Origin of the sequence: Providencia sp. CIM-Carb-044, from assembly GCF_033901115.1 — a bacterium.
GTDB lineage: Bacteria > Pseudomonadota > Gammaproteobacteria > Enterobacterales > Enterobacteriaceae > Providencia > Providencia hangzhouensis.
In genome coordinates this window covers 440,568-466,774 of sequence record NZ_JAXADV010000002.1, presented here as the reverse complement: position 1 = coordinate 466,774, position 26,207 = coordinate 440,568, and the positions used below count along the sequence as shown (strand labels likewise).

22 protein-coding genes and 1 pseudogene are annotated in these 26,207 nt (G+C 41.1%); 10 read left to right on the top strand and 13 right to left on the bottom strand.

Translation table 11 applies throughout. The features are described from left to right. Nucleotides 1-24: 24 nt before the first annotated feature. The 5 genes and pseudogenes from SJ312_RS05450 to SJ312_RS05430 form a co-directional block, all read right to left on the bottom strand. Nucleotides 25-780 (bottom strand): annotated as a pseudogene (locus SJ312_RS05450) (energy-coupling factor ABC transporter ATP-binding protein); the annotation flags it as partial. A gap of 52 nt (nucleotides 781-832) precedes the next feature. Next, nucleotides 833-1,696 carry an energy-coupling factor ABC transporter ATP-binding protein gene (locus tag SJ312_RS05445; RefSeq protein WP_272574621.1) on the bottom strand — a complete coding sequence of 288 codons (864 nt, stop codon included), beginning with the start codon at nucleotides 1,694-1,696 and terminating at the stop codon, nucleotides 833-835. Beyond that, nucleotides 1,687-2,391 carry an energy-coupling factor transporter transmembrane component T gene (locus SJ312_RS05440; RefSeq protein ID WP_096863898.1) on the bottom strand — a complete coding sequence of 235 codons (705 nt, stop codon included), beginning with the start codon at nucleotides 2,389-2,391 and terminating at the stop codon, nucleotides 1,687-1,689. Before SJ312_RS05440 ends, SJ312_RS05445 begins: the two co-directional genes overlap by 10 nt. Then, entirely contained in the window at nucleotides 2,392-2,973 is a 582-nt protein-coding gene (locus SJ312_RS05435; protein WP_036957659.1) for a membrane protein, read from the bottom strand. Between the two features lie 36 nt (nucleotides 2,974-3,009). Next, nucleotides 3,010-3,435: a PPC domain-containing DNA-binding protein gene (locus tag SJ312_RS05430; protein WP_036957661.1), complete on the bottom strand. Its 426-nt coding sequence runs from the start codon at nucleotides 3,433-3,435 to the stop codon at nucleotides 3,010-3,012. Between the two features lie 582 nt (nucleotides 3,436-4,017). Between SJ312_RS05430 and SJ312_RS05425 the strand changes: the two genes are divergently transcribed. Both SJ312_RS05425 and SJ312_RS05420 read left to right on the top strand, forming a co-directional pair. Continuing rightward, nucleotides 4,018-4,470: a DUF441 domain-containing protein gene (locus SJ312_RS05425; RefSeq protein WP_004253572.1), complete on the top strand. Its 453-nt coding sequence runs from the start codon at nucleotides 4,018-4,020 to the stop codon at nucleotides 4,468-4,470. 7 nt (nucleotides 4,471-4,477) lie between these two features. Next, nucleotides 4,478-6,499 carry a tRNA(Met) cytidine acetyltransferase TmcA gene (locus SJ312_RS05420; RefSeq protein ID WP_165879778.1) on the top strand — a complete coding sequence of 674 codons (2,022 nt, stop codon included), beginning with the start codon at nucleotides 4,478-4,480 and terminating at the stop codon, nucleotides 6,497-6,499. Here SJ312_RS05420 and SJ312_RS05415 read toward each other — a convergent pair. Further along, nucleotides 6,480-6,671: a YpfN family protein gene (locus SJ312_RS05415; RefSeq protein ID WP_004253577.1), complete on the bottom strand. Its 192-nt coding sequence runs from the start codon at nucleotides 6,669-6,671 to the stop codon at nucleotides 6,480-6,482. The two genes, SJ312_RS05420 and SJ312_RS05415, sit on opposite strands and share 20 nt — an antisense overlap. A 328-nt stretch (nucleotides 6,672-6,999) precedes the next feature. On the opposite strand from SJ312_RS05415, the gene SJ312_RS05410 reads away from it, so the two are divergent. Beyond that, on the top strand, nucleotides 7,000-7,392 hold the full coding sequence (locus tag SJ312_RS05410; protein ID WP_094960491.1) for a DUF454 family protein: 393 nt from the start codon (nucleotides 7,000-7,002) through the stop codon (nucleotides 7,390-7,392). Nucleotides 7,393-7,446: 54 nt separating this feature from the next. Here the strand turns inward: SJ312_RS05410 and SJ312_RS05405 are convergent, their stop codons facing one another. The 4 genes from SJ312_RS05405 to SJ312_RS05390 form a co-directional block, all read right to left on the bottom strand. Beyond that, nucleotides 7,447-8,115, bottom strand: a complete 669-nt coding sequence (locus tag SJ312_RS05405) for a M15 family metallopeptidase (protein ID WP_153673363.1) — start codon at nucleotides 8,113-8,115, stop codon at nucleotides 7,447-7,449. After that, on the bottom strand, nucleotides 8,112-9,242 hold the full coding sequence (gene dapE, locus SJ312_RS05400) for a succinyl-diaminopimelate desuccinylase (RefSeq protein ID WP_110591794.1): 1,131 nt from the start codon (nucleotides 9,240-9,242) through the stop codon (nucleotides 8,112-8,114). The genes SJ312_RS05405 and dapE overlap by 4 nt, the downstream gene beginning before the upstream one ends. 13 nt (nucleotides 9,243-9,255) lie before the next feature. Further along, complete coding sequence (locus SJ312_RS05395; RefSeq protein ID WP_036957666.1) at nucleotides 9,256-9,627, bottom strand: ArsC family reductase; 372 nt, start codon at nucleotides 9,625-9,627, stop codon at nucleotides 9,256-9,258. A gap of 146 nt (nucleotides 9,628-9,773) precedes the next feature. Next, nucleotides 9,774-10,394, bottom strand: a complete 621-nt coding sequence (locus SJ312_RS05390; RefSeq protein WP_036957668.1) for a LuxR C-terminal-related transcriptional regulator — start codon at nucleotides 10,392-10,394, stop codon at nucleotides 9,774-9,776. 531 nt (nucleotides 10,395-10,925) lie between these two features. Here SJ312_RS05390 and maeB point away from each other — a divergent pair. The 5 genes from maeB to SJ312_RS05365 all read left to right on the top strand — a co-directional run bounded on the left by maeB (nucleotide 10,926) and on the right by SJ312_RS05365 (nucleotide 19,683). Further along, nucleotides 10,926-13,205, top strand: a complete 2,280-nt coding sequence (maeB, locus tag SJ312_RS05385; protein ID WP_004253593.1) for an NADP-dependent oxaloacetate-decarboxylating malate dehydrogenase — start codon at nucleotides 10,926-10,928, stop codon at nucleotides 13,203-13,205. A gap of 118 nt (nucleotides 13,206-13,323) precedes the next feature. Then, entirely contained in the window at nucleotides 13,324-14,190 is an 867-nt protein-coding gene (locus SJ312_RS05380) for a ChaN family lipoprotein (protein ID WP_228677085.1), read from the top strand. Between the two features lie 145 nt (nucleotides 14,191-14,335). Next, nucleotides 14,336-15,139, top strand: a complete 804-nt coding sequence (locus SJ312_RS05375) for a cell envelope integrity protein TolA (RefSeq protein WP_165879781.1) — start codon at nucleotides 14,336-14,338, stop codon at nucleotides 15,137-15,139. Between the two features lie 12 nt (nucleotides 15,140-15,151). Continuing rightward, nucleotides 15,152-17,284, top strand: a complete 2,133-nt coding sequence (locus SJ312_RS05370; protein WP_165879783.1) for a S9 family peptidase — start codon at nucleotides 15,152-15,154, stop codon at nucleotides 17,282-17,284. A 140-nt stretch (nucleotides 17,285-17,424) separates the two neighbouring features. Further along, complete coding sequence (locus SJ312_RS05365) at nucleotides 17,425-19,683, top strand: TonB-dependent receptor domain-containing protein (RefSeq protein WP_319867132.1); 2,259 nt, start codon at nucleotides 17,425-17,427, stop codon at nucleotides 19,681-19,683. Between the two features lie 62 nt (nucleotides 19,684-19,745). On the opposite strand, the gene xseA is transcribed toward SJ312_RS05365, so the two are convergent. Beyond that, nucleotides 19,746-21,113 carry an exodeoxyribonuclease VII large subunit gene (gene xseA / locus SJ312_RS05360; protein WP_165879788.1) on the bottom strand — a complete coding sequence of 456 codons (1,368 nt, stop codon included), beginning with the start codon at nucleotides 21,111-21,113 and terminating at the stop codon, nucleotides 19,746-19,748. A 171-nt stretch (nucleotides 21,114-21,284) separates the two neighbouring features. Between xseA and guaB the strand changes: the two genes are divergently transcribed. Both guaB and guaA read left to right on the top strand, forming a co-directional pair. After that, nucleotides 21,285-22,751 (top strand): IMP dehydrogenase, encoded by a 1,467-nt coding sequence (guaB, locus tag SJ312_RS05355; protein ID WP_004253607.1) that lies wholly within the window; start codon nucleotides 21,285-21,287, stop codon nucleotides 22,749-22,751. 85 nt (nucleotides 22,752-22,836) lie between these two features. Continuing rightward, the gene (gene guaA / locus SJ312_RS05350; RefSeq protein ID WP_136135441.1) at nucleotides 22,837-24,414 is read left to right on the top strand and encodes a glutamine-hydrolyzing GMP synthase; all 1,578 of its coding nucleotides are present in this window, start codon (nucleotides 22,837-22,839) and stop codon (nucleotides 24,412-24,414) included. A 123-nt stretch (nucleotides 24,415-24,537) separates the two neighbouring features. Here the strand turns inward: guaA and SJ312_RS05345 are convergent, their stop codons facing one another. After that, on the bottom strand, nucleotides 24,538-25,020 hold the full coding sequence (locus SJ312_RS05345; RefSeq protein ID WP_110591788.1) for a glutathione peroxidase: 483 nt from the start codon (nucleotides 25,018-25,020) through the stop codon (nucleotides 24,538-24,540). 229 nt (nucleotides 25,021-25,249) lie between these two features. After that, nucleotides 25,250-26,191 carry a LysR family transcriptional regulator gene (locus tag SJ312_RS05340; protein WP_110591787.1) on the bottom strand — a complete coding sequence of 314 codons (942 nt, stop codon included), beginning with the start codon at nucleotides 26,189-26,191 and terminating at the stop codon, nucleotides 25,250-25,252. Nucleotides 26,192-26,207: the final 16 nt, after the last annotated feature.

Here is a 26,207-nt window from a genome sequence, read left to right as displayed (position 1 = left end):
AGCCTGCATTGCAGGCTATTTTTTTTAGTTATTAATCGGGCGCGACTGTTGGTTAATAAAATGTGTGATCCATGATGAAAGAGTGGTATCAGTAGTATTTGTTTGTAGTTGCTGACTAAGTGATATCAATGTCGGTGCGGGAAGTGGGCTTTCAACTTGTAACTCTGGATGACCTAATACTTCCAGTGGTTGACCATCAGCGATTAGATTACCATTTGATAGATGTATTACACGTTGAAAATGGCGGGCGACAAAATCAAGATCGTGGCTAATCGAAACGACAGTTACCCCTTTTTCGCGTTGTAGTGTCAGCCAGTCTTCGAATTTTCGCATCCAAAAGGCATCAAAGTCACGGCTTGGTTCATCAAGTAGCAATAGTTTAGGTGAAACAGCCTCTAAGCAGGCAACAGCAACCATCCTGCGTTGGCCTGCATGTAAATCTAAAGGGTGTTTATCCGCCACATCGGATAAGTGACAAATTTCAAGTGCTTGCTGTACTCGCGCTTGAATATCACGTTTATGATGTTTTTGGCGTTTTAAACCAAAAGCAATTTCATCACGTACACAACTATGAAAAATTTGTTTCTCAGCTTCTTGGAATAAGATCCCAATATGGTTAGCTCTTTGTGGGGAGGAAAGAAGATTAAGCGGCAGGCTATCAAGCCGAATATCACCTTGTGTTGGGCGCAATAACCCCGCTAAAAGGCGCAATAGCGTTGATTTACCTGCACCATTATCCCCAACTACAGCGACCCATTCACCAGGGTGAATAGATAGAGATAAAGATTGTATGTTATCAATAGTTGAACTTGGCCAACGATAACTCAGGTTTTCAAGCTGTAACATATCGCTCCTTAAACATCTGTAGCAATTGTGCTTCATCGTGGGGAATATTTCCTTGCCAATACCCTAATTTGAGCAGTTCACCTACCGCGCGCCAAGCATCTGGCATATTGATTGTTTCAATGGCATCAAGAAAAACATCATTTAAACCACCTGTTGCGACCATTTTCCCAGCCTCTAAAAAGGTTTTACCCGTACTCAGCAAAAGGAATGAGTCACAGAAACTGGTGGCTGGTAATAAGTTGCGCTCAAAAAAAATAATGCTACAGCCTGTTTGTTCTGTATAGCGTTGTAATTGCGTTAAGATGCGTTGTGTTGCACTCGGTGTGAGCCGACTAAAGGCTTCATCAAGTAACAGGAGTTTGGGTTGCATCGCTAATGCGCTTGCTAACACCACTCGTTGCGCTTCACCGCCTGACAAGGTTGCAGGATGGCGCGTTCGCAGTGCCCTACAAAACGTCAGTTCAATGGCAAGCTCAACTCGCTCACTAATTTCGTCGGGTGTTAAACCGAGGTTCTCAGGCCCGAACGCAATTTCCTGTTCAACGGTAAACGCGCAGCCTGAAAGTTGTAATTGGGGGGATTGCTGAACTAGTTGGCGTGATATAGACACCTGAACCACGGAGTTGTCAGCTAAGGGCGCTCGTAATATCTCTGCGGTTCCTTCGATTTTCCCCTGAATGAGGTCATTGTGCCAACCGGCGAGTATTTGCGCTAATGTGCTTTTTCCGCTGCCGTTACCGCCAAATATGCATAGCCATTGGCCTGCGTTTAGCTGAAGATCAATCGGCCCTAATAGGGACTGCTCCGCACCTTGTGGAATGAAGCGCATTTGTTGTAGATTTACCACCACAGAGAGAGACCACCTTCAATGAAAATTAACAGAACTAACCCATATCTAAGTACTGCTTGGAGAGAGCTATCTCTAGGCGGGTTTAATGTGGTGCGTTTGGCACAATAACGAAAACCACGCATATCTAATGCGGCTCCACGAATACTTAGTTCACTTAAGGTATTACTGGCAAGTGGAAATAATAGGGCAGGTAACGATATAACACGTTGCCAAAAGCGCCCATCAAGAGGAACGCCTCTCGCTAATTGGGCTTCACGGATAGTGTTTAATTGCTGGCGAAATTGTTCTGCAAGTAATAACGGGCCTGCGAGTAGGTATGCAAAACTTGCAGGTAAACGGCTTGCAAACAAAGCACGAATGAAACGTTCAGTCGGTACATACTGCAGCCAAAGTTGAGAAGCGCTAATAATCGTTAATAACTTAAACCACAATGCCAACGCAAATTCAGGGCGGCTATTTTTTAATGTGGCTCCGGTTAATAGCTGAGCTAGCCAGCCACCATGAATTAACCAAAGCCCTGCCGCCATGGGAAGCATAATCCACGCAACTATTTTCCATCGGTGGCGTGCGGGCCGCCAAAATAATAAAACACCAAATGTGCTGCAACCTAGCAGAATTAATGTCCAGCTCAATGGTAAGAAAAGCGAGCTTACACTGAGCCAAAACCAAATTGTCAGCGAGGTAAATGGATGCATTTAACGGACCTTAGCCATATTTGGATAATTACGTTGGACACGTTCTGGTAATTGTCGAACCAATAACCAAGCAATAATGGCTGATGCGACTTTATCTGCAATATTGGCGCCTAATACTGTAATTGCCACCGATTCTAATAAGTTATCGCCAACAGCATGAAAATACGCGACAAAAAAGTCAGCGCCGCTACCGGTTGTTCCTGCAAACAAGTAAGTGCGAATGGGAACAGCAACGATCATCAACGCAAAAGTAATGACAACACCGGATAAAATCACTCTTGGTAAGGTGCGAAAACCACCTGCGCGAGCTAATAACCCAGCACTCAGGCCAATCATCATCGCGACAGGGGCGAAAGCCGCTGCAATTGGGCCGCTGAGTAAACCCCATAATAGATTTGTTAATAATCCACTCAATAGTGCAACCCAAGGGCCTGCTAATAATGCACAAATTAATGTTCCTATAGAATCTAGGAATATCGGCAGTTTTAACATTGAGCTTAATTGGCCAATAACCATATTAATAGCAATAGAAAAAACAATTAAAGTCAGTGTACGACTAGAAATAATCGACGTTTTACTCATGACAAAGTCATTCCTTACAGTAATGGAATAATAAAATTAGCGAGAAGTGATGATAAGCTCTTCATAACCAGACAAAGGGCAAGGTTCACGAGTGAAATTAACTTTTTCAAGTTCCCCAATAATCAGCTCTAATGTTGTTCTAACAGTACAACCCGGCATCATATGGCCACCGAGAACTTTCCCTTCTTCATCAGAGACAGACAAATGCAGGTGTTCGCCGTTAGCATCTAAAGTGCCAATTAATGAAACAATTTCGAATTTGCCTGTTGTGTGAAACGTGTTCTCTTGTCCTGCAAAACGCAGTGCGACATGAGTTAAGCTGCCGACGCTACTGGCAATAAATGCAGCTTGTAGGCTGTGTTGCTCAATTTTTCGTTTTAATGCTAAAAGCGCATCTTCTCCAGGCACTAAGCGGATAGCAATAAAACGAGCGTTTGAAAAGGGGGATAAAGATTGGTTCATATTGTTAATCCTAATCATTGTGCTTGCGCAGAGCGTCGCACAACCATGTAAATCATTAAAATTATAAATAATGCTAAGTTATGATTTTTCTGTATTAATTATTGGTGATTATTATACGTAATTGAGATGGATTGTCTGGTTGTAAAGGTATTTAGGACTATCTTCAGCAAAAGGCACCACAAGTTGGTTTTTATGATGATAAATATAAAAAAAATGCAGAAATAAAAAAATAAACAGTGATGAATATTTCGAATATTTAGCTTAAGTTTTGGTGGCGATGGGAGTTATCTGTATTGCCATGCTAATTTTATGTACAATTCGGCTTGTCACCGTGAAATATGCTAAGAAGACCTCTTTTGAAAAGTATTAAATAGATAATAAAGAACAGCTAAAATGTCGCACTTGAGTTAATAAATTGTGCGGAAATAGTAAGGTTTTTTATTAATGAAAATATCGTTACCGTAAAAATAAAAAGAGTTGGCGTTAATATTTGCTTCTTTGATGATGAGCCAATAACATGTTTTTAAATCAGTCTATTTGCTGCTAATAAATTATAATTATGCGTTTTACAGGGATAAATCTATGAGTCATGTTGATCCAACATTAATCATTTTACTGGTATTAGCCGGGTTAGGTATCATTAGTCATAATATGACAGTCACTCTTGCGATGTTATTTTTATTGGTGGTCAGAATAACACCATTGAATAATTATTTTCCATGGGTTGAAAAATATGGCTTAACCATTGGGATACTTATCTTAACTATCGGTGTTATGGCGCCAATTGCGAGCGGTAAAATAACGGCAAATGAAGTATTGAGCTCATTTTTGAATTGGAAATCGATTCTTGCAATTGTCATCGGGATCGCCGTTTCTTGGTTAGGTAGCCGAGGTGTCACATTAATGTCCCATCAACCTTCTACTGTTGCAGGCTTACTTGTTGGAACTGTTATTGGTGTTGCTTTATTCCGTGGTGTTCCTGTAGGGCCTTTAATTGCTGCCGGGATCTTGTCACTATTAATTGGTAAATCATAGTATTACGATGGTGAAATTGCTTCCTGTTATTATCGAACAGCTACATATGGTTGGCATGCGTCGTCTTATGGTTCTTTCTGGTGACAGTGCGTGGGTGGAACAGCAACTCAACGAATTTCAGACAGCCATTGATGGCGACTGGTTAACCATTTCAGCGAATTTGCCACAAGGGGTTTCCCCAGAAAATGCACATCTATTATTGGGCCGTGAATTTTTACATGGCATCTTTGATGCGCGTAAAGGTTTTCATAGTGAAGCCCTAGCCATGCTTGCTGGCACGTTAAAAGCAGGGAGCTTGTTAGTTTTATGTACTGCACCTCAAACTGAGTGGGCGACAAATGCTGATCTAGACAGCCTACGTTGGAATGAACAATTGGGTCTAATTCCGACACCGAATTTTGTTCACCATTTGCAACGGACTTTCCAAACATCTTCCGATATTTTATTTTATAAACAAGGAGATGAGCCTGATTTTTCATTACTAAATAACAAACCATTATGGCAAGCACCGACAGGCCAGCCAACAGAACAGCAGCAACAAATAATTAGCCAATTATTAAAAGCAAAACATGGCATTTGGGGCTTGATAGCCCCGAGAGGGCGCGGAAAATCTGCAATAGCTGGGATGTTAATAAAACAATTTATGGGAGAGAGTTGGTGTTGTGCTCCCGCCAAAGTGGCGACGGAAGTTTTAAGTCGGCACGCAGGACAAAAGATTAATTTTTGGTCCCCTGATAACTTATTAGCGTACTGCCGCAGCAATGAAAAAATAACAGCAGATTGGCTAGTCATCGATGAAGCTTCTGCTATTCCTAATTATATATTACGTGAGCTGGTGGGGTATTTTCCCCGAGTTTTATTAACTACGACAGTCGATGGTTATGAAGGAACAGGGCGTGGATTTACGCTAAAGTTCTGTGCAACTTTAGCCCATTTCACTTTACTACAACTTGATAACCCAATGCGCTATGCGGCTAATGATCCCTTAGAATTGTGGGTCAATGAGGCTTTATTGCTGCAAGAACCCACCACTCAAACGGTTCTTGCTGGAAATACTGAATATAAAGCGTTAACTCAGGCATCATTAGCGGAAAATAATGAGCAATTAAAAGCGTTTTATGGCTTATTGATGAGTGCACATTATCGAACGTCACCATTAGATTTACGACGACTATTGGATGCCCAGCAACAACATTTTATGGTGGCAAAAGCCGAGTCTGATGATTGTACCTATTTAGGTGCATTATGGATGGTAGATGAAGGACAGTTAACCGAATCATTGAGCTGGCAAATATGGGCTGGGCTTCGTCGACCAAGAGGAAATTTAGTTGTCCAATCTTTAGCAGCTCATAGTTATTTCCCCATTGCGGCACAATGGCTATCTCGCCGAGTGATGCGTATTGCCGTTGATGCGAACCACCGTAGGCGCCAAATTGGTTTAACACTGCTAGCAAAACAAAAAGCGTTCGCCACAGAGCAAGGCTTGGACTTTATATCTGTTAGTTTTGGGCTAACACCAGACTTAGTGGCATTTTGGCAAAAAGCGGGCTTTCGGTTAATACGAATAGGTTCGCATAAAGAAGCCAGTAGTGGCTGTTTTACCGCGATGGCTATTTTACCTATTTCAAACCGTGCATACCAACTTTGTGAACAGGGGGAGTTACGGTTAAAACGTGACCTATATTGGCGCAGTGATTTACAAGAGTTTGCTTTCACAACAGACTCACAGCAGCAATTAACGACAGATGATTGGGTTGAACTCATCGGGTTTAGTGAGTTTAAACGGCCCATTTCGGCGAGTGAAAGTGCGATTCTGCGTTTATTGAAGGAAGAAAAAAACGGGCTTTCGCTTCTCAGACGGCATTTGGTGTCATGTGAACCCATCGCACAGATTTGCGCAGATGTTGGTATAACAGGGCAAAAGCAATGGCTACAACGAGTAAGAGAAGAGGTTGGTATACAGGTAAAACAATACCAACCAGCACTTTTAGCTGAAATAAAGCAGAAAATTACTTCTTCTTGTCTTTAGGCCAATCGTCTTCATCATCCCAAAGATGGTTATTATCCTGATGCGGAGGGATTTCAGGCTTGTTATCTAAAAATTTTTTGGGGTCCAATTTCATCATTTCTTTGACTGAATTCCAGATAATACCTACCAATAAGAGTAAAATTATCCACCAGTAGTCGGCTAACCATTGCATATTCACCTTCCATTCGTCATTCTTTTGAGCTGTCTGTGCGTTGATATCGATCAGTTACCCTAGTACATACTAGTGTATGCCTCTATTGTGTTTTTTTGCATCTTTTCATCGAAACTAAATGATATAAAGAAAAATAAATATCTATCATTGAAACCTCAAAGATTCCTGAGAAAGAAAGCTATGGGAACAATAATCATTCCAATCGGCAAAAGCGACTTTTCATTAAGCGTGTTTACCATTAGAGTATACCATTGATATTATTATGAGTTACCACAGATTTTATGCGGCTTTTACCATTTGATTTATTTTTTAGGGAGGGGGAGTAATTTTGAAAAAATTGTTCCTCATTGTTATTGGATGGTTAGCTGTTGCGCTGGCTTTTGCTGGCGTTATTCTTCCTGTTTTGCCGACTACGCCTTTCTTGTTATTAGCGGCATGGTGTTTTTCTCGTTCATCTCCACGCTTTCACCATTGGTTATTATATCGCTCTTGGTTTGGGGGATATATCCGTCACTGGCAAAAGCATAAAGGGCTACCGAAAGGGGCAAAACCAAAAGCAATTGTATTGATAATACTCACTTTTTCACTATCAATCTGGGTTGTTAGCTATTTATGGTTAAAAATTGGTTTATTGGCACTGTTGTGTTGGCTGCTTATTTTTATGTATCGGCTTCCAGTTGTTGATGAACAAATTGCCACGAAAAAGAAAAAAGCCCCATAAATTATGTAGCGTAATCTATGAGGCGTGATAGAAGTTGCTCTGTTAGCTTAGAAATTATTCAGGAGCTTTAATATAGCGTTCGAATACATAATCTAAGTTACTGTTTAGCCAGTTTTTTCCGCAAATATCCTCTTGTAGGAGAACTTGTTTAATGACTTCTGGCGTTAAAAGCTGTTCTGCTTCATGGGATAAAGGCCAGTAGCTAATATGCCAAGGTTCATAGGCAACCCCTGCATTTTTTGCAGTGAAAGGGCGATAAAAATCAAATGTCGCCATGTTATCCGTCAGCCAGTGGTTCAGTTCAGCAAAATAGCCGTCAGTTTCATATTCCCAAGGCTCTAACTGTAACGTTTGCCCTAAAGGAATACGTAATGGGTCATAAACATCTATTTCGGTTCCCCAATGGTGGCGGCTTGCACCGGGTAATGCTGACCAATGTAAAATAGCTTCACAAAGCTCGCCTTCAGAAAGCGTTGTAATATCTAAAGGTTGGCTTTGTGCATCAAGAACAGGGCGGAGACCGGTAAATTTTTCATTCCAAATTAACTGTTGACGTGAAAAATCACGAAATGCACTTGCCGATTGTAACTTGAACCCTGACTTTACAGCCGCTTGTTGCATGGCTAAAAATGCTTTGGTGGCATTGAACTGTAGGCGATGAGAACCGCCAAGTGTCACTAAATGGTCAGTTGAGCGGCCTGTTAACATGGCAATAGTGATCATAATAACAATAACTCCATGACCCGTTCATAAATTAAGGCCAGCTGTTGCAAGTCTTTGACGTTAACGCATTCGTCAACTTTATGTATGGTGGCATTCAGTGGGCCGAGCTCAATAACTTGAGTCCCCATTTGGGCGATAAAACGGCCATCGGAGGTTCCACCGCTTGTGGATAACTCTGCATTAAGACCAGTTAATTCATGAATTGCTTGCAAAGTTGCAGTGACAAGTTCTTGTTTTTCAGTTAAAAATGGTTGCCCAGATAATGACCACTCTATTTTATATGTTAAGCCATGGCGTTCTAGCATGCTAGTGACCCTGTCACGTATTTGTGTGTCGGTCAATTCGGTGCTAAAACGAAAATTAAATTGAACAAATAACTCACCAGGGATCACATTACTTGCCCCTGTACCACCATGAATATTGGCAATCTGCATAGTGGTGGCAGGGAAGAATTCGTTGCCGTTATCCCAAATAGTTGATGTGAGTTCTTGCAAAAAAGCAGTTGCTCGATGTACCGGGTTATCCGCTAAATGAGGATAGGCAACATGCCCCTGCGTTCCCATAATGGTAAGATTTGCCGTAATAGAGCCTCTACGGCCATTTTTTATGATGTCGCCTAAATGAGATTGGCTTGAAGGCTCACCGACTAAACAGTAATCAACGCGTTCATTACGTGCCATCAATGTTTCGACCACTTTGACCGTGCCATCTAACGCATCGGCTTCTTCATCTGATGTGATTAAAAAGGCCAAACGCCCTTGATGTTGAGGGTGCTTTTTGACAAAGCGCTCTGCGGCGACAACCATTGCTGCGACTGAGCCTTTCATATCAGCAGCACCGCGACCATACAAATGTTGATTGATAATTGTCGGGTTAAAAGGGGGTGTTTGCCAATTTTCACTATTGCCTGCTGGTACGACATCGGTATGGCCTGCAAATGCGAGGGTTGGACCTTGAGTACCTCGATGTGCCCAAAAATTTAATGTGTTACCAAAATGCATTGGTTCAACGGTAAAACCGAGTTGGTTTAAACGCTCAGTCAGTATCGCTTGGCAACCTTGGTCATCAGGGCTGATAGAAGGGCGTGAGATCAGTTCTTTGGCAAGTTGAATAACTGGGCAATCCATCATAACCGCCTGATTATCGAATGAAGTTTTGGTAGTCATTTGCGCTAAACCCAACTAAGTAACGGTTGTCTGGAGAAACAAGTACGGGTCTTTTGACCATGGCGGGCTCTGCAATTAGCACTTTTTTCGCGCTATTTGAATCAACCACTGCATTTTTTTCATCATCAGTCAGTTTACGCCAAGTTGTTCCTCGTTTATTTACTAACACTTCCCAATCAATATGTTCCATAAAGGTAGAAAGTAATTCATCGCTAATACCATCAACACGATAATCATGAAACTGATAGTTAACTCCATTGTCTTCTAAGTAACGGCGTGCTTTTTTAATGGTGTCACAGTTTTTAATTCCGTACATGATATAAGGAGAGTTAGATGTATTGGGCATATGATTTTCCTCAAAAAACTAGCGATAATCCATACATAATGAGGCAAAAATCGCTTAGGATCTAGCCCAAATGTGAGAAATATATAATAAACTTATAATTAAATTATTCGTAATTTAGCTTTGTTAATTAATATAATTAGAAAAAATTATCTTGAACGCATATAAATTAAGCTAGCTTCAAGACGAGAGCGAACACGTAATTTTTTAAGAATATTTCTAATGTGAACTTTAACCGTTTCTTCAGAAATAAAAAGTAAATTAGATATTTCACGGTTTTTTAAACCCACAGCCATTTCATGTAAAATTTCAGATTCTCGCCGTGTCAGTGATGAGAGTGGGTCATTATAATTATGACGAGAAATAAGATGCTGATATATTTTTTCACTGAAAACTAATTGCCCTCTAGAGGCTTTCTTCATACTATAAAATAACATGTCAAGCTCACTGCTTTTTAATAAATACCCTTGTGCTCCTGCATCAATAGCGCCATATATATCTGTTTTAATTGTTGAAGCAGATAACACTAATAAGTAGCTATTATTGCAGTGCTTACGAAGTAATCGTATCGTTTCAAATGTTTTAATACCTTGAATATTGGTATCTATAATAATTAGATTAGGCTGTAGCTGCCTTGCAATGCTTAAGGCCTCGTAACAACAAGAGGACTCTGCTGTGACAATAAAGTGCGTATCGGTATTTATGAGCTGGCGCAATCCCAAGCGTATAAGAGGGTGCTCATCAACAATCATTACGGTATATTTAGACATAGAGGGTTCCTTTTTCATGTCTTAAAATTCAAGGTCTAGTTTGATACTTTCCATAAAATAGACAGTTTAATTTTGATATATTTATTATATTTAATTGGAGTATTAATAATTGTAAAATCAGTATGGGGAATTCTTAATGTTACTTCTTTGCTTAATATATTATATCCCTCGCTAATAACAATAAGATACTTGTTGATAATACATTAAAATTAGAAAATTCATATCTAATATTTAAATCAATATTAAACGGAGAAGGTATTTAAGATAGGGTTCATAATGTGATTAATTTTTTATATATATTAACCTCATAAAACTAATAATAAATTATTTTTAGTTAATATCTTAAAAATTAGAGAAGTGTTTCGATATAGTAAAATATAATCAATGTGATTACGTTTTACTCTAACGGTGGCCTAACTCTATTGTAACTGAAAGATTTTTCTGGAAATTGCCAGTATGATCATGATTTGCTAGAGAGATGTGTTTATACTGTTATCGCTCTTACCTTACTTATTTTGAAAGGACTTGACGATGGATGACAAATTAAAACAAAGTGCTCTTGATTTTCATGAGTTTCCACATCCTGGGAAAATTACGGTTACCCCAACTAAACCACTAACAACCCAGAGAGATCTCGCATTAGCATACTCACCAGGTGTTGCAGTGCCATGTCTTGAAATTGCAGATGACCCACTTAAAGCTTATCGTTACACCGCTAAAGGTAACCTTGTCGGGGTCGTGTCTAATGGTACGGCTGTCCTTGGGTTAGGTAATATCGGTGCTTTAGCTGGTAAGCCTGTCATGGAAGGAAAAGGTGTACTATTTAAAAAGTTTTCTGGTGTTGATGTCTTTGATATTGAAGTTGATGAAACAGACCCAGACAAGTTAGTTGATATCATTGCGTCTCTTGAGCCGACTTTTGGCGGTATTAATTTAGAAGATATCAAAGCACCAGAATGCTTTTATATTGAACAAAAACTTCGTGAGCGGATGAAAATCCCTGTATTCCATGATGACCAACACGGTACCGCAATCATCTGTACTGCCGCTGTTATCAATGGCTTACGTATTGTTAAAAAAGATATTGGTGATGTGCGCCTGGTGGTTTCTGGCGCAGGGGCGGCATCAATCGCTTGTATGAATTTATTAGTCGCGTTGGGGTTGAAACGCGAACATATCACCGTTTGTGATTCAAAAGGGGTGATTTACAAAGGCCGTGATGAACGCATGGATGTCACCAAAGCCGCGTATGCAATTGAAGATAACGGCCAACGTACTTTGGCTGATGCGATTCCTAATGCAGATATTTTCTTAGGCTGTTCAGGTCCACGTCTTTTAACGCCAGAAATGGTGAAAACCATGGCAAAAGATCCTCTAATCTTAGCATTGGCTAATCCTGAACCCGAAATTTTACCACCTTTGGCAAAAGAAGTTCGCCCTGATGCCATCATCTGTACTGGTCGTTCTGATTACCCAAATCAGGTTAATAACGTATTATGTTTCCCATTCATTTTCCGTGGTGCGCTAGATGTTGGCGCAACAACGATTAATGAAGAAATGAAACTGGCTTGTGTATATGCCATTGCAGATCTTGCATTGGCTGAGCAAAGTGAAGAAGTGGCTTCTGCGTATGGCAACCAAGATTTATTCTTTGGCCCTGAATATATTATTCCGAAACCATTTGACCCGCGTTTGATTGTGAAAATTGCGCCAGCAGTGGCAAAAGCAGCTATGGATTCAGGGGTAGCAACGCGTCCAATTGAAGACTTTGATGCCTATATCGAAAAATTAAATCAATTTGTTTATAAAACAAATTTATTCATGAAACCTATTTTCTCTCAAGCTAAGACGGCGAAAAAACGCATTGTATTAGCAGAAGGGGAAGAAGAGCGTGTATTGCATGCGACTCAAGAACTAGTGTCTTTAGGTTTAGCCTTCCCAATTTTAGTTGGGCGCCCAAGTGTGATTGAAATGCGTATTCAAAAACTCGGCCTACATATTGAGTTAGGTAAAGATTTTGAAGTGGTTAATAACGAAAACGACCCGCGTTATAAAGAATATTGGCAAGAATACTACCAAATCATGAAACGTCGTGGTATTTCCCAAGAAATGGCGCGCCGTGCGGTGATTAATAACCCAACCTTAATTGGTGGGATCATGGTGTTGCGTGGCGAAGCCGACGGGATGATTTGTGGTACGGTGGGCAGTTATGGCGAACACTATGAAGTTGTTAAAGATTTATTTGGTTTCCGCGAGGGTGTTCATGCAGCAGGTGCAATGAATGCATTGTTATTACCAACGGGTAATACGTTTATCGCAGACACTTATGTCAATGAAGACCCTTCACCGGAAGAGCTAACTGAAATCACGTTAATGGCAGCGGATACGGTAAGACGCTTTGGTATTGAGCCAAAAGTGGCTCTGTTATCGCGTTCTAGCTTTGGTTCTTCAGATTGCGCATCTGCACAAAAAATGCGTGATACGCTAACGATGATCAAAGCACGTGACCCACATTTGGAAATTGATGGTGAAATGCATGCGGATGCCGCATTAATTGAATCTATCCGTAAAGATGTGATGCCTGATAGTCCATTAAAAGGTTCAGCAAATTTATTAATTATGCCAAATATGGAAGCAGCACGTATTAGTTATAATTTACTGCGTGTCACAAGCTCTGATGGTGTGACTGTAGGGCCTGTGTTAATGGGGGTTGCGAAACCTGTGCATATATTAACACCAATTGCTTCGGTACGTCGTATCGTGAATATGGTGGCATTGGCAGTGGTTGAAGCACAAACAAACCCACTCTAAAGGTTAATATTAATTAATTTGTGTTAAAGGCTTCTATGGTTTCATAGGAGCCTTTTTGTTGAAAATGATTCTCATTATCTGTATCTTGTGAGCTTGACTACATAAGATGGAAAGCATAATGATTTCAATTAGATTGACCTCTCGAATAGCCACTTTAATGGTTGGGTTATTTTTTCTTATTGGTTGTACACAAAAAATTGAGCCAACAAACGTACAATTGGATAGCCAGCTAACAGCAAGCGACCAAATTATTGACTTAGCAACAGGTAAGTCTTTAACACCTCAGCAATTAGTTGAGCAGCTTGCTCAATCTCCACGTGTGATTGTTGGAGAAAAGCATGATAACCACTATCATCACCAAATTGAGCAATGGCTTGTACAAGAGATGCCAAAAATACGGCCTCAAGGTGCGGTTTTACTCGAAATGCTGACACCGTCACAGCAAAAAGGTGTGAGTCGGGTACAGGCACAGATGCAGAGTAATCCTTATATTCGTGACGAAAAGTTACAGTCCGCCATAAAATGGAACAGTGGTTGGCCTTGGGAACAGTATGGGGCTTTAATCCGTCATTTGCTAAGCTCACCTTATCCATTACTTTCTGCAAACCTAGATAAAGAAGAGGTGCTTTCCGCCTACGCTAACCCATCATCAATAATGGGGCAGTATTCGACTCAGCCTATTGTTCAAGAACTCATCAGTAAAACGATTGAAAGCTCTCATGGTGGGGAACTTACAGCGGAACAAGTGGTAAAAATGACCTTTATACAGCAGTTGCGTGACCGCCGTATGGCAGAGTCGTTATTAAATGCACCTACACCCGCGCTCTTATTTGCAGGTGGCTACCATGCAACAAGAGCTATTGGGGTACCTTTACATGTGCAAGACCTCGCACCTGACGAATCAGTCAAAGTGTTAATTATTTCAGAGAGAGGGGAAGAAATAGACCATTTACATGCTGATTTTGTTTGGTATACCCCTAAATGATGACTAAATAATAGCAACCTAATGATTTCAAAAAAGTTAATTTTGTGAAGTATTCTTTATTTTCATTAAGAAATGATTTCCATTTTCATTTGTTATTAATTATCATTTGCGTTTATGTGAAGATACATAAGTACATAAGATAAAAATGAGTATAACAACATTTGAAAATGAGTATTTAAAGCGAACGACGAAGATGAGTGGGTGGTTCGCATTGGCAATTGCTCTTCATGTCGCTGTGGTTGGGGGCTATATATGGGTAACTTATAATCAACAATGGGAAGAGCTATTGCCTCCACCATCAGTGGTGATGGAAATTTCGATAGAGTCGCAAGCCGAACAATTGACAGAAGTTAACATTGGTCAACTACAAGAGTTAGCGGTGGCGAGTCAGGCCTATGAGGCTCCATCAGAAGAGAAAATTATCCCACCATTAGCCATCAATGAGCAGGCAGAAGTGCAAGTGGCTAAGACGGTGAGTACAAAACGAATAGCTGAAGTAAAAAAACAAAAGCGTGAAAAGCAGGTGGTTGAACAAAAACAAGCGACTGATTCAAAAGCCAATGATGCCCCTGTCACCAGTGATGCAGCAGCGCCATTACAGACTCAGAAAATTGCCGCAGAATTTAATAGCCAGTCACAATCGATAGATAACGCGAAAAGGCTGTGGGAAGCACAAGTATTGGGTAAATTAAATAAATACAAGCGTTTCCCTGAAGATGCCGTAAGGCGAGGGCGAGTTGGTCAATCAGTAGTAACATTTACGGTTGACCCACAAGGTTTTTTACTTGATAGCGAGCTGGTGAGTTCATCTGGAACGCGATCGTTGGATAGAGAAGCCTTGCAGGTTTTATCAAGAGCGGCACCTTTACCTGAACCACCTACTGAAATTTTAATCAACGGGCGGGTAACAGTCAGGATCCCTATTGATTTTACTCTTAATGAAAAATAGATTGGATGAATTATGCGTAATAAACTTACTGAGTTTTGTCTTATTACATTACTTGGTTTATATGCAGCAACTAGTGCTGCGGAGGATAGAATGTCAGCACCAATAGCCAAAAAACAACCACATACAATGACTACTCACGGAGATGTCCGTGTTGATAACTATTATTGGTTAAGGGATGACCAACGTGAGTCTCCAGAAATTATCGAATACTTAACGCAAGAAAATGACTATACAAAGCAACAATTAGAGAAAGGTGAGTCGTTAAAAAAAGAGATTTACGATGAACTCTTTTCGCGTATGAAGCAGGACGATGAGTCAGTTCCCTATAATTATAATGGTTATACTTACCGCTCACGAGTGGTTGCGGGAAAAAATTATTCTATCTATGAAAGACGCCCGGTAAATAGCCAGGGTGAATGGGTTGTATTAGTTGATGGTAATGAACGTGCCGAAGGCACAGAATATTATCGTATGGGCGCGTTAGCTATTTCGCCAGATAATACCACGCTTGCCATTGCCGAAGATCGCCAAGGGCGTAATGAATTTGCAGTGTCATTTCGAAAAATTGATGAGAGCGAGTGGCAAGAGAATGCATTAACCAATACATCAGGGAATATTGTTTGGGCTAATGATAACCAAACGCTATTCTATGTGAATAAGGACAAGCAAACATTGCTTCCTTATCAAGTGGTTAGGCACCAATACGGTACACAGCAAACTCAAGACAAACTGGTGTATGAAGAAAAGGATGATACTTTTTACGTTAGTTTAGCGAAATCGACGTCAAAAGATTTTATTTTAATAGGTATCACGAGTACTGAAACTTCTGAATATCGGTTAATTGATGCAAATCAGCCACAAAATGATGCTAAAATCTTAAAACCACGTCAAGTTGGGGTTGAGTACTATCCTGATCATTTCAATGGTAAATTCTATATTCGTTCTAATCACCAGCACCCATTGTTTGGTTTATATATTGCAGACAATATTTTAGCGCCGTGGGTAAGCTTTATTGCACCACGTGATGGGGTTGATCTTGAAGGTTTTGCGTTATTTAATAACTGGTTAGTGGTAGAAGAGCGCCAAAACGGCTTAGTAAATATACGCCAAATCAGTTGGTTAACGCATAAAGAAAACCAAGTGAGCTTTGATGACCCAACTTACATGGCGTGGATTGGGAATAACCCTGAGCCTGATACGGACACATTACGCTACGGCTACTCATCAATGACCACACCGTCTTCAGTATATGAAATTAATATGCTGACTCAAGAAAAACAGCTTTTAAAACAAGAAGAAGTTAAAGATTTTAATAAGCAAAATTACCAAAGTGAGCGTATTTGGGTCACTGCACAAGATGGGGTAAAAGTCCCTGTTTCCTTAGTTTACCGTAAAGATCTTTTCAAGCATGGTCAAAATCCATTGTTAGTCTATGGTTATGGCGCTTATGGATATGGCATAGACCCTTCTTTTAGTTCATCTCGTTTGTCTTTATTGGATCGCGGTTTTGTTTACGCGATTGCACATATTCGTGGTGGTGGTGACTTAGGTAAAAATTGGTACATACAAGGCAAAACAATCCACAAAATGAATACATTTACTGACTTTATTGATGCAACCAAAGGGTTATTATCAGAAGGTTATGGTAAAGCAGGGCATGTGTATGCCATGGGGGGCAGTGCGGGTGGCTTATTAATGGGAGCGGTGGTGAATATGGCGCCTGACTTATACGAGGGTGTTGTTTCCGCTGTTCCATTTGTAGATGTGGTAACCACAATGTTAGACCCATCAATTCCTCTAACTACTGGGGAATACGACGAGTGGGGTAACCCTGAAAATGAAGAGGATTACTGGCGAATTAAAGCGTATAGCCCTTATGACAATATCAAAGCACAACATTACCCACATATTTTAGTGACGACAGGGTTACATGATTCCCAAGTTCAATACTGGGAACCTGCAAAATGGGTGGCTAAATTGCGAGATATTAAACAAGGTAATTCATTATTATTATTAGAAACGAATATGAATGCGGGCCATGGCGGTAAATCAGGGCGTTTTAATGCACTCGATGATATTGCCCAAGAATATAGCTTTATTCTTATGCTTGAAAATAAAGACAAATATTTTCCATATTTAAAATAATAATTAACCTATAAAATTTAGGTGATTTTAGGCCAGCAACAAGATTAATCACATTGTTGCTGAGCCTTTTCACAGGCACTATTTGGCCTGTGCTAGCGGTGTGAGCGTATGACACTCAGTACGTTTACAGGAATGGTTTAATGAATAATAAAACAATAATTATGGTAGCTGGCATTATTGCCACTAGCTACCAAGGGATCGCTTTGGCTGAAAATACACAGCAGCAAAATAAGCAGAAAGAAGGTTTGGTTAATTTTAGCCAATTAAAAGTTTCAGGTGCGCAGAAACAAACCCCACTAGTCAAAGCATTAGAAAAACCAGGTGCTTATAGTGCGGTTGGTACAGAAAATAAATTGCAGTCGATGGATAAAATTATTCGCACCATGCCCGGCACCTATACTCAAATGGATGCCAGCCAAGGTACGGTTAACGTCAATATTCGTGGACTGAGTGGTTTTGGTCGCGTGAATATGATGGTTGATGGTATTACACAAAGTTATTATGGTATCTCACCGAGCAAATATACCCACGGTATGCAGCCGAGTAATGATTTTGGTTCATTAATTGATCCAAACTTTATTGTCTCAGTGGAAGTGGAGAAAGGGCAGTTGAATGGCAGTAATAGCATTAATGCTTTAGCCGGAAGTGCGAATTTCCGCACTATCGGAATTGATGACGTCATTTTTAACGACAATTTATACGGACTGCGTAGTAAAGCTAACTGGGGGGATAATGGTCTCGGTTATAACGGAATGGTTGCCGTTGCGGGTAAAACGCAATTACAGGATGATGGTTACTTTGGTGGTTTAATTGCAATTAGTGGTCATAATATCCCCGGCAGCTATAAAAACGGTGATGGTTTCAATAGTGATGAATTTGCCACAGATCCCTCATTCAAACAAAAGCCACAATCTCAATTGGCAAAGTTGAAATATAAACCTAATGACAGTCATGAATTAGAATTTAGTGGGCGTTTCTTACAAAATAAATTAACCAGCAGAAAGATTAATAGTGATGACTATTATCTTAAATATAAATACACCCCATTAAATGAATTAATTTATGTGGAAATCTTGGCAAGCCATGGCAATAATGAACAGAAACTTCAAGGGGATCCTATTGGTGGAGCCTTTAAAAATGCCATATCTAAAAATAAATCCGATAGTATTAATTTATCCAATACTAGCCATTTTTCTTATGGAGATGTGGATTATAAATGGCAAGTAGGTTCGAAATTAATGAAAACCAAATACAGTAAGGAAGCACAATCGGTTGAAGACCCAAATACCCAGATAAACAATCCATTTTCACCAAGTGGAACACAAGATATTGCCAGCGTATATACTCAGTTTGAAGCGAAATACGATATCTATACAGCGATATTTGACCTTAATTACCTCAATTATAGCGTGAAAGGTTATAAGCCTGCGTGTGATGAAACCGAAAAATGTTTCCCCCAAGAAGCCAGTAATCTGAACATTAAAGATAGTGGGATTAACCCAGGTATATTGTTATCCGCTCAAATCATTCCTGAATTCCAGCCCTTTGTTAGTTACGCACATTCCATGCGTGCACCGAATTCACAAGAAGCTTTTTTCTCCTCAAATGGTGGCCAGACGATGAATCCATTTCTTAAGGGTGAAAAATCAAAAACTTGGCAGGTTGGGTTTAATAGCTTAAAACCTGATTTAGTGGTAGATGGTGACCAATTCAATCTGAAAGCATTGTGGTTTCATACCCAAGTTAAAGATTATATCACGAGTAAAGCTTTTGTACTTTGTCGTTCCAATCCACAGGATGAATTTGATTGGTGTTTAGTTAATGATGATGTCTGGGATAAAGAGAATCCACCAATGTCTCAGCGAGCAGAAATGTATGTGAATGACCATCGAGATGTAAATTTACGAGGGTATGAATTGCAAGCCAACTATGATGCAGGTGTATTTTATTCAATGGTTTCATATACCAAAGAGTCAGGAAAACAGCCGGTTTCTATTAATAGCACCTCCTTATTTAGTGCAGGGGATTTCACTCAATTACCTGACTATTACCTAACATTAGACTCAGGCGTACGCTTCTTTGATGAAAAACTGACACTCGGTTCAACGATCACATGGACTGGCCCCTCCAAACGGATTAGCCCAGTTCCAGATGGCGACCAAAATGGTGATGCTATGACGGAGAAATATGAGAAACAACCAACCATTATTGATGTATATGCAGATTATGAAATTAATAAAAACGTTAAATTGATGATGACTATTAACAATGTGACGAATAAAAACTATACCGATGCATTAAATCGCGCAAATTCAGGTGCAATTATGGAAGAACGAGGGCGAAATAACGAAACGGGTAGAGGGCGTACTTATATGATAGGTGGGCAGGTACGTTTCTAACCAGTATATAAATTTACAACCACTTATCCCGTTATTTTAATCGAGATAAGTGGTTAAAATAATCACTTCGATACTCTTTTGGTTTTAACTTTCTCAATGTGGGTAATTTGGCTTTCAACCCAGCCATCATTAAGGCGTGTTTTCAGTGGTTGCCCTAATTTTACTTGGCTGGTTTTTTTCAACACGGTGCCTTCTGCTGTCTCACTAATACTAAAGCCGCGAGCAAGTGTTGCCAATGGGCTGACAGCTTCCATTTTCGAACACGCGACAGCAAAACGTTGACGATAGCTATTGACCAAACTCGTGATCATATTTTGCAAATGATATTGTGTTTGTTGCAACTGACGTTGTTGTTTTTGCAACTGAGGGCGTAAATCATTTTGTAGCAAACGGCGATTAACTCTTTCGAATTTAGCCGTCGAATTTTGTAGTTGCCGAGTCATCGACTGTGCTAGCTTTTGTTGCAATAAATTAAGTTGATTATGTTGCCGTGCTAAGCGTAATTGCGGGTGCTGTTGCTGTAAACGGTGATGCAAACGAGCAAACCTTTGTTGTTGGCCTGCCACGTAATAATCCATTGCCATTTCAAGGTGTTGCTGTGCAGATTTTAACTGCCGCAGCATTTCTAGCTGGTTACGGCTAACAAGCTCGGCTGCCGCAGATGGGGTTGGTGCTCTTACGTCCGCTACATAGTCCGCAATCGTCACATCGGTTTCATGACCAACAGCACTAATTATAGGCAGTTGACTAGCAAAAATAGCTCTAGCAACGATTTCTTCATTAAATGCCCACAAATCTTCAAGGGAGCCCCCACCGCGACCGACAATTAACACATCACATTCTTGACGCAAATTTGCTAGCTCAATCATTCGAGCAATTTGCGCTGGTGCCAATTCACCTTGAACTGCCGTTGGGTAGATAATGATAGGCAGAGAAGGGTCCCGGCGGCGTAAAATATTTAAAATATCATGTAGGGCTGCACCGGTTGCTGATGTAATGATACCGACAGATTTAGCAGGGCTAGGTAGCGGTTTTTTATGAATAATATCAAATAAGCCTTGTGCGCTTAGCGTTTGTTTTAATAGCTCAAAACGCTGTTGCAGTAAGCCCTCACCGGCTGGCTGCATACTTTCAAGAATTAATTGGTAGTCACCTCGAGGCTCATATAAGGTCACTGTCGCTCGAACTAAAACTTGCTGGCCATTTTGTGGGCGAAAAGTGACTCGTGCATTTTGCCCACGGAACATTGCCGCACGCACTTGAGCCCGGTCATCTTTTAAGGTTAAGTACCAATGACCTGAACTTGGTTGTGAAAAATTGGAAATTTCAGCGGTTAACCAAATACGGCCCATTTGGTTATCAAGAAGTTCTCGAACAGTCTGGTTAAGCTTGCTAACCGAGTAAATTGCGTTATTTTGTGAAGTCGACATGTGAGCCAGATCAAATTTTAAAACAATGACTTAATCGATAGATACTAACGCAGTTATAGGAGTTATCAAGTTTTTTTTCAAAAAAACGCTGGAAGCAACCGTTTTCGGTGTGTATAATGCCGCGGCAATATTTTATACCTTTCCATAACGCTGCCTGGTGGGATATTGCCTATGTTACGCATTAAAAAAGAAGCACTTACTTTCGACGACGTTTTACTCGTTCCTGCACACTCAACCGTATTACCGAATACCGCAGATTTATCAACTCAACTGACTGCAAACATCCGCCTGAACATTCCTATGCTTTCTGCAGCCATGGATACTGTCACTGAATCTGATCTTGCTATTGCATTAGCACAAGAAGGTGGCATTGGTTTCATCCATAAAAACATGACTATTGAGCGCCAAGCGGAAGAAGTTCGCCGCGTGAAAAAGCATGAAAGTGGTGTCGTCACTGACCCTGTGACAGTAACGCCTGATACTACCATTCGTGAAGTGCAAGAAATGGCTGAGCGCAATGGTTTTGCAGGTTACCCAGTAGTTGCAAACGACAACTCATTAGTTGGTATTATTACGGGCCGCGATGTTCGTTTCGTGACGGATTTGGACCAGCCTGTTACTGCTGTGATGACGCCAAAAGAACGTTTAGTCACCGTGAAAGAAGGCGAAGCACGTGAAATTGTTTTACAAAAAATGCATGAAAAACGTGTAGAAAAAGCCTTAGTGATCGATGATAACTTTCATTTGTTAGGGATGATCACCGTTAAAGACTTCCAAAAAGCAGAACGTAAGCCAAACGCGTGTAAAGACGAGCAAGGCCGTTTGCGTGTTGGTGCTGCTGTTGGTGCTGGTGCAGGAAATGAAGAGCGTGTTGACGCGCTGGTGGCTGCTGGTGTTGACGTTTTATTAATTGATTCATCACATGGTCATTCAGAAGGCGTATTACAACGTATTCGTGAAACCCGCCAAAAATACCCTGACTTACAAATCATTGGCGGTAACGTAGCAACCGCGGAAGGGGCGAAAGCGCTGGCTGATGCAGGTGTTAGCGCCGTTAAAGTCGGTATTGGCCCTGGTTCAATTTGTACAACTCGTATCGTAACTGGTGTGGGTGTACCACAAATTACGGCTATTGCAGAAGCGGCAGAAGCTCTGGAAGGTACGGGTATTCCTGTTATCGCGGATGGGGGTATTCGCTTCTCAGGTGATATCTCTAAAGCTATCGCGGCAGGCGCAGCCTGTGTGATGGTTGGCTCAATGTTCGCAGGAACTGAAGAGTCTCCGGGAGAAACTATTTTATTCCAAGGCCGTACTTACAAAGCATATCGTGGCATGGGCTCACTGGGTGCGATGTCTAAAGGTTCGTCAGATCGTTACTTCCAATCTGATAATGCAGCAGACAAATTAGTGCCAGAAGGCATTGAAGGCCGCGTAGCATACAAAGGTCGCCTAAAAGAAATCATTCATCAACAAATGGGTGGCTTACGCTCCTGTATGGGCCTGACGGGCTGTGGTACTATTGATGCATTAAGAACAAAAGCAGAATTTGTTCGCATCAGTGGAGCCGGTATCCAAGAAAGCCACGTTCATGATGTTACTATCACGAAAGAATCTCCAAACTACCGTTTGGGGCAATAATCGATAAAGTTTCTCAGGGTGGCGCATTCATTTGATTGCGTCACCGATTCTTATTTTTGACTTGAATTTTTGGAATTCTCCTCAAATGACAACAAATATCCATAAACATCGCATTCTTATTCTTGATTTCGGCTCACAATATACACAGCTGATTGCCCGTCGTATTCGTGAAATTGGCGTTTACTGTGAACTCTGGGCGTGGGACGTTACAGAAGAACAAATTCGAGGATTTAATCCAAACGGTATTATTCTTTCTGGCGGGCCAGAAAGTACGACTGAGTCAGATAGCCCACGAGCTCCTGATTACGTATTTAATGCAGGTGTTCCTGTATTAGGTATTTGTTATGGCATGCAAACCATGTCAATGCAGTTGGGTGGTGCAGTTGAAGTCTCTGGTGAACGTGAGTTCGGTTATGCCAATGTCGAAATCACTGAGCAATGTGAATTATTCCGTGATATTCATGACTCTCTGAACGAAGCTGGCAAACCAGTACTTGATGTCTGGATGAGCCATGGTGATAAAGTTACAGCTATCCCTGCCGATTTTAAAACTATCGCCAGCACTCCAAGCTGCCCATATGCCATCATGGCAAATGAAGAGAAGAAATTCTACGGTGTTCAATTCCACCCAGAAGTGACTCACACTCACCAAGGCCTAAATATTTTAACGCGTTTTGTGAAAGATATTTGCCAATGTGAAGCCCTGTGGACACCAGCGGCAATTATCGAAGACACAGTAGCGCGTTTAAAAGAGCAAATTGGTGATGACCATGTACTGCTCGCATTATCGGGTGGTGTTGATTCATCGGTTACTGCGTTGCTATTAAACCGCGCAATTGGTAAACGTTTAACCTGTGTGTTCGTTGATAACGGTTTATTGCGTTTAAACGAAGCAGACCAAGTAATGGAAATGTTCGCAGGTAAATTTGACCTGAACATCATCCATGCAAAAGCCGAAGATCGCTTCTTAAATGCATTAGCTGGGATCAGCGATCCAGAAGCTAAACGTAAGAAAATTGGCCACGTATTTATCGAAGTATTTGATGAAGAGTCATCTAAGCTGCCTAATATCAAATGGTTGGCTCAAGGAACAATTTACCCAGACGTTATCGAATCAGCAGCATCAGCAACTGGCAAAGCGCACGTTATCAAGTCTCACCATAACGTAGGTGGTCTGCCGGATGACATGAAACTTGGTTTAGTTGAGCCATTAAAAGAATTGTTTAAAGATGAAGTCCGTAAAATTGGTCTCGAATTAGGCCTCCCGTACGATATGCTGTATCGCCACCCATTCCCAGGCCCAGGTTTAGGGGTTCGCGTGTTAGGTGAAGTGAAGAAAGAGTACTGTGACTTATTACGTCGTGCAGATGCTATCTTTATTGAAGAACTGCACAAAGCAGATTTATATCATAAAGTTAGCCAAGCATTTACCGTATTCTTACCTGTCCGCTCTGTTGGCGTCATGGGTGATGGCCGTAAATATGACTGGGTTGTTTCACTGCGTGCAGTTGAAACCATCGACTTTATGACCGCTCATTGGGCACATTTACCTTATGACTTCTTAGGCCGCGTTTCAAACCGCATCATTAATGAAGTCGATGGTATTTCCCGCGTCGTTTATGATATCAGCGGCAAACCACCTGCGACTATTGAGTGGGAATAATCCCCCAATAAGAATTAGCTGGCACTGGCTGGCAAAATAACAACTTAAGCCCATGTAAAAGTGGGCTTTTTTGTTTTTTAGTCTTTAATAGCATTCGATTTAATTGAGCAAATTAGTGAACACTTAAATTTGAAGTGCAGAAAGGATTATTGCTTCCATTTTTTCAGGGGTAGTGAATGGTGCGAAGCGTTTGAGCGGTTTACCGTCACGCCCGACCAAGAATTTAGTAAAGTTCCACTTGATCCGCCCACCCATTAGACCTGGTAGCTCGTTTTTCAGGTAACGGAATATCGGGTGAGCAGAGCTCCCATTAACGTCGACTTTTTCGAATATTGGAAAGCTCACTTCGTAGTTAATAAAGCAGGTCTGCGCGATTTCCTCAGCGCTACCGGGTTCTTGTTTGCCAAACTGATTACAGGGGAAACCAAGCACCACAAAGCCCTGAGGAGCATATTTCTTGTAGAGTGATTCTAAGCCGTTGTATTGTGGTGTAAAACCACAATGACTGGCGGTATTAACGACGAGAACCACCTTATCAGCGTAGTCTTTCATAGAGATAAGTTGCCCGCCGAGACTTGTCGCTGCTAATTGATGAAAGGGGGCCATAGTAGGATCCTTAGAATAGAGCTAATCGACATAAGCCAATATCGCCGCTGATTGTGTGGTAGGTCTGAAGTCTTTTACCTGGCTATCTTGGCAAATTCTAAAGGTAAAAACAACATACTGGCTGTTCTCCCATTGATTGAAATATTAGATATTAGCCCTTTGCTTTAATCCCGCTATAAACATTCGCTGGCTAAATAATGGTATCAGCCCGTGTCAAAGTGGAGGGAGCTTATGGCATCAGCAACCTCTCATGTTCCTTTGCAACTAACTCATTCAAAAAATCAGCGACAACCCTGATCCTTCGTGAGTGAGCGAGATCAGAGTGAATGACTAGCCAAATAGGTTGGTCACAGCCTATATTATCTTGTAGGCAAATCAGTCCCATCTTTTGGGCAATGAAATGCGGCAAAACAGCCATGCCAATACCCGCTTGGACTGCGCTAAATTGTGCTGACATCGTACTGGTAGTGAGCCGGCAAGCTCTTCCTCTTAGCGTTCTTTCTAACCATTGTGCTGATTGGAGGTGCTGCTGTGCTTCCGACCAACCGATAAAATCATCTTGTTCTAGAGAGCTCAATCTGTTTGGATTTGGTCTACGCTGTAAATAACTCTCTGAGGCGTAAAGGCCAAACCCCAATGTGCCTAATTTACGAATACGCACATTACCGCGTTCAGGCCTAACCATACGCAGTGCAATATCCGCATCACGCCTGTGTAAATTCACTGTCGACACCCCAGTTACAATTTCAATTGTGAGATTAGGGTTCACGTTGGTTAGTGAAGGCAGAGCAGGGATGATTAGATGATCGGCTAAGCCTTGAGCGGTAGCTAAACAAACATGGCCCATCACGCTTTCGCTTTTTCTCCGCGCGGCATTGCCAAATGCATAACCCGCCTGTTCTAAGGCTTCAGCCTGAGAAATTAATGCATTTCCTTCATCGGTAAGCTTGTAACCAAGCTGGTCTCGAGTGAATAGCCGAACATGTAATGCCTCTTCTAGGCGTTCTAAACGCCGAGATGTGGTTGCAATTCCAAGTTTCAATGCTTTAGATGCAGCACTTAGCGTGCCTTCTCGAGCAATCGCTAAAAATACTCTGACATCATCCCAATTTGAATGCTGTCTATCGTTTTGTTTTCCATTATTGGAAAATGGATTGCTTTCATTAGTCATATAAATCTCCATTTAT

Bases quoted from the DNA above. Each gene is read 5' to 3' on its own strand.
- SJ312_RS05340 (WP_110591787.1), bottom strand. From the start codon at position 26,191: ATGACTAATGAAAGCAATCCATTTTCCAATAATGGAAAACAAAACGAT.
- SJ312_RS05415 (WP_004253577.1), bottom strand. From the start codon at position 6,671: ATGCAATGGTTAGCCGACTACTGGTGGATAATTTTACTCTTATTGGTA.
- SJ312_RS05380 (WP_228677085.1), top strand. From the start codon at position 13,324: ATGATTTCAATTAGATTGACCTCTCGAATAGCCACTTTAATGGTTGGG.
- SJ312_RS05425 (WP_004253572.1), top strand. From the start codon at position 4,018: ATGAGTCATGTTGATCCAACATTAATCATTTTACTGGTATTAGCCGGG.
- SJ312_RS05440 (WP_096863898.1), bottom strand. From the start codon at position 2,391: ATGCATCCATTTACCTCGCTGACAATTTGGTTTTGGCTCAGTGTAAGC.
- xseA (WP_165879788.1), bottom strand. From the start codon at position 21,113: ATGTCGACTTCACAAAATAACGCAATTTACTCGGTTAGCAAGCTTAAC.
- guaB (WP_004253607.1), top strand. From the start codon at position 21,285: ATGTTACGCATTAAAAAAGAAGCACTTACTTTCGACGACGTTTTACTC.
- SJ312_RS05430 (WP_036957661.1), bottom strand. From the start codon at position 3,435: ATGAACCAATCTTTATCCCCCTTTTCAAACGCTCGTTTTATTGCTATC.
- dapE (WP_110591794.1), bottom strand. From the start codon at position 9,242: ATGGATTGCCCAGTTATTCAACTTGCCAAAGAACTGATCTCACGCCCT.
- SJ312_RS05390 (WP_036957668.1), bottom strand. From the start codon at position 10,394: ATGTCTAAATATACCGTAATGATTGTTGATGAGCACCCTCTTATACGC.
- guaA (WP_136135441.1), top strand. From the start codon at position 22,837: ATGACAACAAATATCCATAAACATCGCATTCTTATTCTTGATTTCGGC.
- SJ312_RS05345 (WP_110591788.1), bottom strand. From the start codon at position 25,020: ATGGCCCCCTTTCATCAATTAGCAGCGACAAGTCTCGGCGGGCAACTT.
- SJ312_RS05420 (WP_165879778.1), top strand. From the start codon at position 4,478: ATGGTGAAATTGCTTCCTGTTATTATCGAACAGCTACATATGGTTGGC.
- SJ312_RS05405 (WP_153673363.1), bottom strand. From the start codon at position 8,115: ATGATCACTATTGCCATGTTAACAGGCCGCTCAACTGACCATTTAGTG.
- SJ312_RS05365 (WP_319867132.1), top strand. From the start codon at position 17,425: ATGAATAATAAAACAATAATTATGGTAGCTGGCATTATTGCCACTAGC.
- SJ312_RS05370 (WP_165879783.1), top strand. From the start codon at position 15,152: ATGCGTAATAAACTTACTGAGTTTTGTCTTATTACATTACTTGGTTTA.
- maeB (WP_004253593.1), top strand. From the start codon at position 10,926: ATGGATGACAAATTAAAACAAAGTGCTCTTGATTTTCATGAGTTTCCA.
- SJ312_RS05375 (WP_165879781.1), top strand. From the start codon at position 14,336: ATGAGTATAACAACATTTGAAAATGAGTATTTAAAGCGAACGACGAAG.
- SJ312_RS05435 (WP_036957659.1), bottom strand. From the start codon at position 2,973: ATGAGTAAAACGTCGATTATTTCTAGTCGTACACTGACTTTAATTGTT.
- SJ312_RS05395 (WP_036957666.1), bottom strand. From the start codon at position 9,627: ATGCCCAATACATCTAACTCTCCTTATATCATGTACGGAATTAAAAAC.